We start from the raw sequence: 7,677 nt of genomic DNA on the forward strand, positions 1-7,677 counted from the left end.
GGCGATAGGCCGCCCGCCACCGAGAAAACTCGGGATCGGGTTCCGGGAAGGTCAGAATCACGGTCGAAAAGCCCAATCCCGACAGAAGGACTCCTCCGAGCTCGAAGAAGCCGAGGTGGCCCGTGAGAAGCAGCGCCCCCTTCCCCCGGCGGTGGGCGGCGGCGAGCTCCTCGTAGCCGATCCGCTCTACGATAAGAGCTCGCGCCCGATCGGCCGGTCGGCTCCCCAAATAGAAGTAGTCCCCCATCGTCTTTCCAAAATTCCGATAGACCCTTCGCGCGTCGCCCTCCCGAATGGGCCGATCGAGAACGAGCCGGAGGTTTCGCGCGACTACGGCGGCGTGGCTGCGGCGGAGCCAGGCGAAGAGGAGTGCCGCTCCGGCGCCGATCGCGCGCGCCGCCCCCCTCGGAAGGAAGCGCGCCGCCAGAACGCCGAGCGCAAACCAGCGCGATCGGTAGAGGGGGCGGGAGGAAAGCCTTCCAGGCAGGGAGCCGGACGCTCCTCGACCGGCCGTGGATTCTTCCATCGCCTCGCCGCCGCAGCGGGCTCTAGGCCGCCGGCTCCGCTTCCGGAGAGGGGCCTCGCCCCTTGCTTCGCCGCCCCGTGAGTAGGGGTCTGCGCCGTCCCTTGGGCATCCGCCCGCTTCCCCGCCTTCCCGTCCCCGAGGGCCGGGAAGCGGCGACTCCCGATCTTCGCCGGAGCTCCTCGATCTGATCCCGGAGCAGGGCCGCCTTTTCGTAATCGAGCGCACCCGCCGCCTCGAGCATCTCCCGCTGAAGATCCCGGAGAACCTCCTCGACATCGAACCGCCCTTCCTCCTCGCGCAGCCGTTCCACCGACTCCGCCTCGGCCCGCAATAGCCCCCGAAGGCTCTCCTGGATCCCGCGCTGGACGCTGCGGGGAGTAATCTCGTGGGCCTGATTGTAGGCGATCTGCCTGCTCCGCCGGTATTCGGTCACCTCCAGAAGCTTTCGGATCGCAGGGGTCTCCCGCTCGGCATAGAGCAGCACCGTCCCGTGAAGATGGCGGGCGGCCCGGCCGGCGATCTGGATGAGCGACTTCTCCGAGCGGAGGTATCCCTCCTTGTCGGCGTCGAGGATCGCCACCAGCGACACCTCGGGGAGATCGAGACCCTCCCGGAGCAAGTTGATTCCGACGAGGACATCGAAGTCCCCGGCCCGCAGTCCGCGGAGAATCTCCACCCGCTCGATCGCATCGAGCTCCGAATGGAGGTAGCGTACGCGTAAGCCCAATTCGCGCAGATAGTCGGCCAGATCCTCGGCGGTCTGCTTGGTCAAGGTGAGAACCAGGGAACGTTCCTTTTCCACCCCCCGTTTGCGAATCTCCTCCATCACATCGTCGATCTGTCCTTGGAGCGGACGCACCTCGACTATGGGATCCAAGAGCCCGGTCGGCCGGATGATCTGCTCGACCGCCTCCCCGCCGCAAAGACCGAGCTCGTAGTCGCCGGGGGTTGCCGAAACATAAATCGTCTGGCCGACCAAGGCGCGAAACTCGGCAAAGTCGAGCGGCCGGTTATCGAGCGCCGACGGCAACCGAAATCCATGCTCGACGAGCACCCGCTTGCGGGCGATATCGCCCGCATACATGCCTTGGATCTGGGGAATCGTGACATGGGACTCGTCGATGACGGTCAGAAAATCCTTCGGAAAGAAATCGAGAAGGGTGTAGGGGCGCGAGCCGGGCGCTCGGCCGCTCATATGACGGGAGTAATTTTCGATCCCGCTACAGAACCCGAGCTCTTCGAGGAGCTCCAGGTCGTAGGTCGTCCGCAGCCGCAGGCGCTGGGCTTCCAGCAGCTTTCCTTGGCCTTCGAGCTCGGCCACCCGCCCCTCGAGCTCCTCCCGGATCGAAGCAACCGCTCTCTTCATCTTCTCGTACGGAGTCACGAAGTGGCGGGCCGGGAAGATCATCTCCTTCTCCAACCGGGTGAGCACGTTTCCGGTCAAAAGTTGGAATTCGCTGATCCGATCGATCCGATCTCCCAAGAACTCGATCCGCAATCCCTCGTCGGCCGTGCGGTGGCAGACCTCGACCACATCGCCGCGGACCCGGAACCGTCCCCGGGCCAAGGCGACGTCGTTGCGCTCGTACTGCATCTCGACCAGGCGGGCCAGCAGCTCCTCCCGCCGCAGCTCCATGCCGACCCGCAGCGCGAAGGCGAGGCCCTCGTAGTCCTCGGGAGAACCCAGCCCGTAGATGCAGGAGACGCTCGCCACGACGATCACATCCCTCCGGGAAAGCAGGGAGATCGTCGCCGAGAGCCGCAGCCGCTCGATCTCTTCGTTCACGCTCGAATCCTTTTCGATGTAGGTATCGGTGCTGGGGATGTAGGCCTCGGGCTGATAGTAGTCGAAATAGGAGACGAAATATTCCACGGCGGCCTCGGGGAAAAACTGCTTGAGCTCGCTGTAGAGCTGAGCGGCCAGCGTCTTGTTGTGGGAGATGACCAGCGCGGGTCGATCGAGTCGGGCGAGGACGCTCGCGACCGTGAAGGTCTTCCCCGAGCCCGTCACTCCGAGGAGGACCGTGTGCGGCTCGCCCCGCTCCACGCGGCGCACGATCGCCTCGATCGCTTGGGGTTGATCCCCGCACGGGGCATAGGGGGCTCGAAGCCGAAAGATGCCGCCCGACTCCTCGCTCCTCATCGCTCCGCTCCCTCTTCCTCTCCGGCCCCATGCCTCCTCCGCCCCTCCGGCGACCCCTTCCGGGCGGCTGCGGCTTCGTGCAAGAGGGCGCAAACCTCTTCATCCCGCAGTTGCGGAAACTCCTCATACCACTGGCCCACGCCGTAGAATACTTCGGGGGTGAGAAGAACGACCCAGTCATCGACGATCTCGGCCATCCGTTCGGCCACCGAAGGGGGAGCAACGGGAACCGCGGCCACGATTGCGGCCGGCCCGAGCTTCCGGGCGGCCTCCACCGCCGCGCGCATCGTCGCCCCGGTGGCGATCCCGTCATCGACGAAGATCGCCGTCTCTCCGCGAATCGAGAGCGGCGGCAACCCCTTCCGAAAGAGGGCCTCGCGCCTCCGCAATTCCCGCTCTTCCCTCGCGGCCACCCTCTCGATCGTCTCCTCGTCGATTCCCAAGGCGGCAACCACCGAGCGGTTGATCACCCGGGCTCCTCCCGTGGCGATCGCTCCCATCGCCAGCTCTTCCTGCCCGGGGACTCCGAGCTTGCGCACCGTGAAGACGTCGAGTCGCAGGCGGAGGATCTTCGCCATCTCGGCACCCACCGCGACACCTCCGCGAGGAAGGGCCAAGAGGACCACGTCGCCCCGGCCTCCATACTCGAGCAGCTCCTCGGCCAGAAGCCTCCCGGCTTCCCTCCGATTCCGAAATCGTCTTTCCCTCATTGGCGGCTTCTTCGACTCGCCTCCCCATCCCGAGCATAGCATACCCTGCGCCGCCCGTCGGCCCCCATCGATCTCCAAAGAAAAAAAGCGGCCGGGAGCATCGGGGCGCGCTGCGTTCCTGCCGGAGGCGCTGCCACTTTCCGCTTGTCTTTTCCCTCCTCTCACGGTAGCCAAGAGGCTCTTTTTTTATTATCTTTCGCAAACGGATGACAGCCACACCCTCTTCCCCGACCGGATCCTATACGCGCGCCAATCCTTTCCCGGCCCGCATCGCCGAAAATCGACCTTTGACCCTCCCGGGCTCGGAGAAGGAGACGCGCCATATCGTGGTCGACATCCGCGGCAGCGGTCTCTCTTACCAAGTAGGGGACTCCTTGGGAATCTTCGCCCGCAACCCGCCGGAGCTGGTCGAGGAGCTCCTCCAGGTTCTGGGACTTTCGGGTGAGGAGACGATCTCCCTCCAGGGCCAGACGAGCTCTCTGCGCGAGGCGCTGGCGCGCCAGTTCGTCCTCAACCGGACGACCAAAAAGTTCGCAAAGGCTCTGGCCGAAAAGCTCGCTCCCGGAGAAAGCCGCGACCATCTCCAGAGCCTCGCGCAAAACGAGGCCGAGCTCGACGCCTTCCTCCACGGCAAGGATTACGTCGATCTCCTGCGCGCCTATCCCGGCGCCTCTTTCACTCCGGAGGAGCTCATTGGCCTGCTCGGCCGCTCTCTGCCCCGGCTCTATTCGGTCGCCTCCGCTCCCGCCCTCCATCCGGAAGAGGTCCACTTGACGGTCGCGGTCGTACGCTTTCACACCAACGGTCGAGAAAAGCTCGGACTCGCTTCCGGCTACCTCGCCCGCCAGCGTCCCTCCGAACCCCACGAGCTTCCGGTCTACATTCAGCCCGCCAAGCATTTCCGGCTTCCGGAAGATCCGGCCGCCTCCTTGATCCTGGTCGGCCCCGGAACGGGCGTGGCGCCCTTTCGCGCCTTCCTCCACCAGCGCGCCGCCCTGGGCCACACGGGGAGAAACTGGCTCTTCTTCGGCGAGCAGCACCGGGCGACCGACTTTTTCTACGAAGAGGAATTCCTCGAGCTCCATCGCAGAGGAGTTCTCACCCGCTTCGATACGGCCTTCTCCCGCGACCAAGCCCATAAGATCTATGTCCAGCACCGGATGGTCGAGAACGGCGAGGCTCTCTGGGCTTGGCTCCAGGAAGGAGCGCATCTCTATGTTTGCGGAGACGCCCACCGGATGGCCAAGGATGTCCACCAGGCGCTCATCGAGATCGCCCACCGCTTCGGCGGCCTCGATCCCGAAGCGGCGGCCCACTATGTGAACGTCACCCTGGCCAAGGAGCAGAAGCGCTACCACAAGGACGTCTACTAGCTCCGCCCGCTCCCTTGGGGGTGGGAGGCCGGGAGGAGATCACCACCAGGTCCCGGGGTCCCAGCCGGCCCCAAAGTTGCTCTCCCGATAGGGGGCAGACGGATAGAAGGGCTGCTGGCCGAAACGGCGAGGCCAGAGATAGACCTCCTTCGCCGCAACGAGCGGCTCTCCCTGCGCCATTCCGGCGAACTTCCCCCAGACCGTGACCACCCGTCCCCACGGGTAGGCGCTCGGATCGATCTTTTCCGGCAGCTCCGCCAAAAAGTGCCCCTGGCCCTTGGCATCCCCCCTCGGGCGATCCTTTGGATCCAGCGGGAGACGGTCGATCTCGATCCGAGTCCGATCGCGAAGGCTTTCAACCCGAACGACCCTTCCTCCCAGGAGAGCCGGCTTTCCTCGATAGGCCTCCGGGTGCTTTCGGAGAGCGGCGAAGGCGACAGACCCCTCCGCGGCGCTCCGCACCGATTCCGGCACCGGACTGCATCCCCAAAAACACAAGAGCATCACTCCCAAAAACCCCGCCCGCCTCCATCCCTCTTCCCCATTCATGATCCCCTCGCGCCATCTATCTTCCGGGAGATCGGCGGCCGGACAAGTTTAAATGGCTCCCCGGAAGCCGCTTCCCTTTGACCTCTTTTTGACGCGGCCCGCTCCCCTTTTGAGTGCCGCAGGGTAGCGGGAGAGACGACACTCTCTTTGAGGAAACGGAGGGTCGATTGGCAACGCGCAGCCCCAACGAGAGATACCATCCTGGTTGGCACGCTTTCTGCTTTATCTACCTCGAGAAAGAGCCATGACAACGACACTACTGGAACAGCCGGCGAAACGGTCCTTGCTTAGGAAACGCCGGGAAGGCGGAGCCGAGTCCGAACGGCCCGCGGCTTCGATCCGATGGCCTTCGCTCGTGCTCGCCATCCTTTTTCATGCGGGATTGGCCTGCCTCGTTCTGCCCGGGGTTCCGGGGAGCCCGCTGCCGGCAATCGCCCCGCTTTCGCCGCGATCGGCCGCCCACTCCACCTCCGTCGAGCTGGTCGAGGAAGCCCCTGCGCCTCCCAGCGCGGGCATGCTCGTGCCCGAAGAGCGGAAGAACCCGGAACCGACCCCGTTGCCGGCCATCGCCCAGCCCGCGCCAAAGAGCCTCCAAGCTTCCCGGAAGCCGGTCCGACATTCGGCCGCTCGTCCCTCTCCAGCCCGGCACAATCGGGCTCCCGAGCTCGGGGGAGGCCTCGTGCTCTCGGAACCCCCCTACCCCTATGAAGCACGGCGGCAGAGGCTCGAGGGCAAGGTGACGCTCCAGGTCTTCGTCGAAGAAGGGCGCGTCGTCTGGGTCGAAATCCTCGGCAGCTCCGGCCATACCATTCTGGACGGCACGGCCAAGCAGTGGGCGCTCCATCGCTGGCACTTCCCTGGGATCGCCGCAGGCGCCTTCACCGAGGCGGTGGTCTTCAGCTTGGACGGAGCTTGAGCCTCTCCCGCTCGGGCGAGCTCCTCTCCCCTTCCCGGATGATTGGTGCACCGATCGGGGTCGGCTTGATCGCCCGATCCGCCCCGCCCCTCCCCGCCGGTCAGATGTAGTCCTGTTGCGAGATCGAGTTGGCGGGCCGGCCTCCGAGTATCCGCGCCTGCTCGACGACGCGAGCCGGCTCCGAGTCGAAGCGGTAGCCGTGGCAATTCGGACAAAAGACCGCCTTCTTCCGGACGATCGACTCGCAGCCTTCGCAGACCTTGTACTCCGCCGGAGCCTTTAGGATCTCCATGGCCCGTTTGGCCCGCTCTTCCAATTCCGATTCGGTCACCGCGGATATATTACGACTCCTGAGCAACTCTTCAACCGCAAGCCTTCTCCGCTCGAAGCGCGCAAACCCTTGCCAAGAGAAGAAGCTGAGGTAAAAAAGGACCATGGTGCCGACCATTTCCGATCAAACCGATCTCTTTCGAAAAAAACTCCTCGGAAAGACTGGAAAGATTTCCGACAAGACGCTGGAGATGCATCTGGGCATCTACGCGGTGCAGGTCCGACGAGCCAAGGAGCTCCTGGCAGCGGTGGAAAAGGAGGATCTTCCGGAAGAAGGGGCGCTCCCCGGATCGCTCTTCCGCGCCAATCGGCTCGACCTCTCCTACTGTCTCTGCGCGGCGAGAAGCCATGAGCTCTACTTTCAAATCCTCGGAGGATCCGGAGCCGCTCCCCAAGGGAAGCTCCGCGAATGGATCGATCGAGACTTCGGCTCGCTCGGTCGCTTCTTGCGCGATCTGCGGGCGACGGCGTTGGCCTCCGACTCCTGGGCGTGGAGCTGCCTCGACCCGGCGAGCGGCCGGCTCTTCAATCTCCTCGGCGATCCCCGAGGGGGTCTCCCCCTTTGGGGAGGGCTGCCGCTGATCGCCCTCGATATGGAGGATCACGCCTTCCTGCTCGATTTTGGCCAAGATCGCGCGGCTTACCTCGACTCGTTGCTCGGCCAGATCGACTGGGAAGCGGTCGCCTCGAGACTCCCTTTGCTCTGAGGGCGGCTCTTCCGCCCGAGTAGCGGCTGGAGTCCGAGGGCGATCAGCAAGAGGGCCAATTGGGTGAGCACGATCGTCGGCCCGGTGGCCAAATCGAGATAGAAGGAGAGGATCACGCCACCCAGGGAGCTCACCAAGCCGCCGGCCACCGCGAAGACGAGCAGGAGTCGGAGGTTGGGAGCCATCAACCGAGCCGTCGCGGCGGGAATGACGAGCAGGGCGCTTACCAGCAGCGCTCCCAACAGCTTCAAGGCGATGGCCACGAGCGCGGCGACCAGCAGGACGAGGACCCGGTTGAGACGGCGCACCGGAATCCCGTCGGCCGAGGCAAGATCCTCGTCCAAGATGATCAGAAGAAACTCCCGGAGCCGACTCCCCACCACCGCGACCGCACATGCCGTCACCCCCCCCAGGACCGCCACG

Annotated in this window: 9 protein-coding genes; 3 read left to right on the plus strand and 6 right to left on the minus strand. The window is 64.9% G+C overall.

Translation table 11 applies throughout. The annotated features are described in order from the left end of the window. The 3 genes from FN369_RS09270 to FN369_RS09280 form a co-directional block, all read right to left on the minus strand. The coding region (locus tag FN369_RS09270) for an LpxL/LpxP family acyltransferase (protein ID WP_446685616.1) at window positions 1-526 on the minus strand (526 nt) is incomplete at its 3' end. 22 nt (window positions 527-548) lie between these two features. After that, the gene (uvrB, locus tag FN369_RS09275; RefSeq protein ID WP_142525872.1) at window positions 549-2,669 is read right to left on the minus strand and encodes an excinuclease ABC subunit UvrB; all 2,121 of its coding nucleotides are present in this window, start codon (window positions 2,667-2,669) and stop codon (window positions 549-551) included. Further along, window positions 2,666-3,379, minus strand: coding sequence for a phosphoribosyltransferase (locus FN369_RS09280; protein WP_142525873.1), 714 nt, complete (start codon window positions 3,377-3,379; stop codon window positions 2,666-2,668). The genes uvrB and FN369_RS09280 overlap by 4 nt, the downstream gene beginning before the upstream one ends. 206 nt (window positions 3,380-3,585) lie before the next feature. Between FN369_RS09280 and FN369_RS09285 the strand changes: the two genes are divergently transcribed. Further along, complete coding sequence (locus FN369_RS09285; protein WP_142525874.1) at window positions 3,586-4,752, plus strand: diflavin oxidoreductase; 1,167 nt, start codon at window positions 3,586-3,588, stop codon at window positions 4,750-4,752. 39 nt (window positions 4,753-4,791) lie between these two features. Here the strand turns inward: FN369_RS09285 and FN369_RS09290 are convergent, their stop codons facing one another. Then, window positions 4,792-5,301: a Slp family lipoprotein gene (locus FN369_RS09290; protein WP_142525875.1), complete on the minus strand. Its 510-nt coding sequence runs from the start codon at window positions 5,299-5,301 to the stop codon at window positions 4,792-4,794. Window positions 5,302-5,545: 244 nt separating this feature from the next. On the opposite strand from FN369_RS09290, the gene FN369_RS09295 reads away from it, so the two are divergent. Further along, window positions 5,546-6,217 carry an energy transducer TonB gene (locus FN369_RS09295; protein ID WP_142525876.1) on the plus strand — a complete coding sequence of 224 codons (672 nt, stop codon included), beginning with the start codon at window positions 5,546-5,548 and terminating at the stop codon, window positions 6,215-6,217. Between the two features lie 100 nt (window positions 6,218-6,317). On the opposite strand, the gene FN369_RS09300 is transcribed toward FN369_RS09295, so the two are convergent. Then, the gene (locus tag FN369_RS09300; protein WP_246189647.1) at window positions 6,318-6,653 is read right to left on the minus strand and encodes a hypothetical protein; all 336 of its coding nucleotides are present in this window, start codon (window positions 6,651-6,653) and stop codon (window positions 6,318-6,320) included. Here FN369_RS09300 and FN369_RS09305 point away from each other — a divergent pair. Further along, the gene (locus FN369_RS09305; RefSeq protein ID WP_142525877.1) at window positions 6,652-7,254 is read left to right on the plus strand and encodes a superoxide dismutase; all 603 of its coding nucleotides are present in this window, start codon (window positions 6,652-6,654) and stop codon (window positions 7,252-7,254) included. The genes FN369_RS09300 and FN369_RS09305 overlap by 2 nt on opposite strands. On the opposite strand, the gene FN369_RS09310 is transcribed toward FN369_RS09305, so the two are convergent. Then, window positions 7,188-7,677, minus strand: a 490-nt coding sequence (locus FN369_RS09310) for a metal ABC transporter permease (protein WP_218580032.1), incomplete at its 5' end; no start/stop codon positions are given. The two genes, FN369_RS09305 and FN369_RS09310, sit on opposite strands and share 67 nt — an antisense overlap.

This window comes from Methylacidimicrobium cyclopophantes (assembly GCF_902143385.2).
Lineage (GTDB): Bacteria > Verrucomicrobiota > Verrucomicrobiia > Methylacidiphilales > Methylacidiphilaceae > Methylacidimicrobium > Methylacidimicrobium cyclopophantes.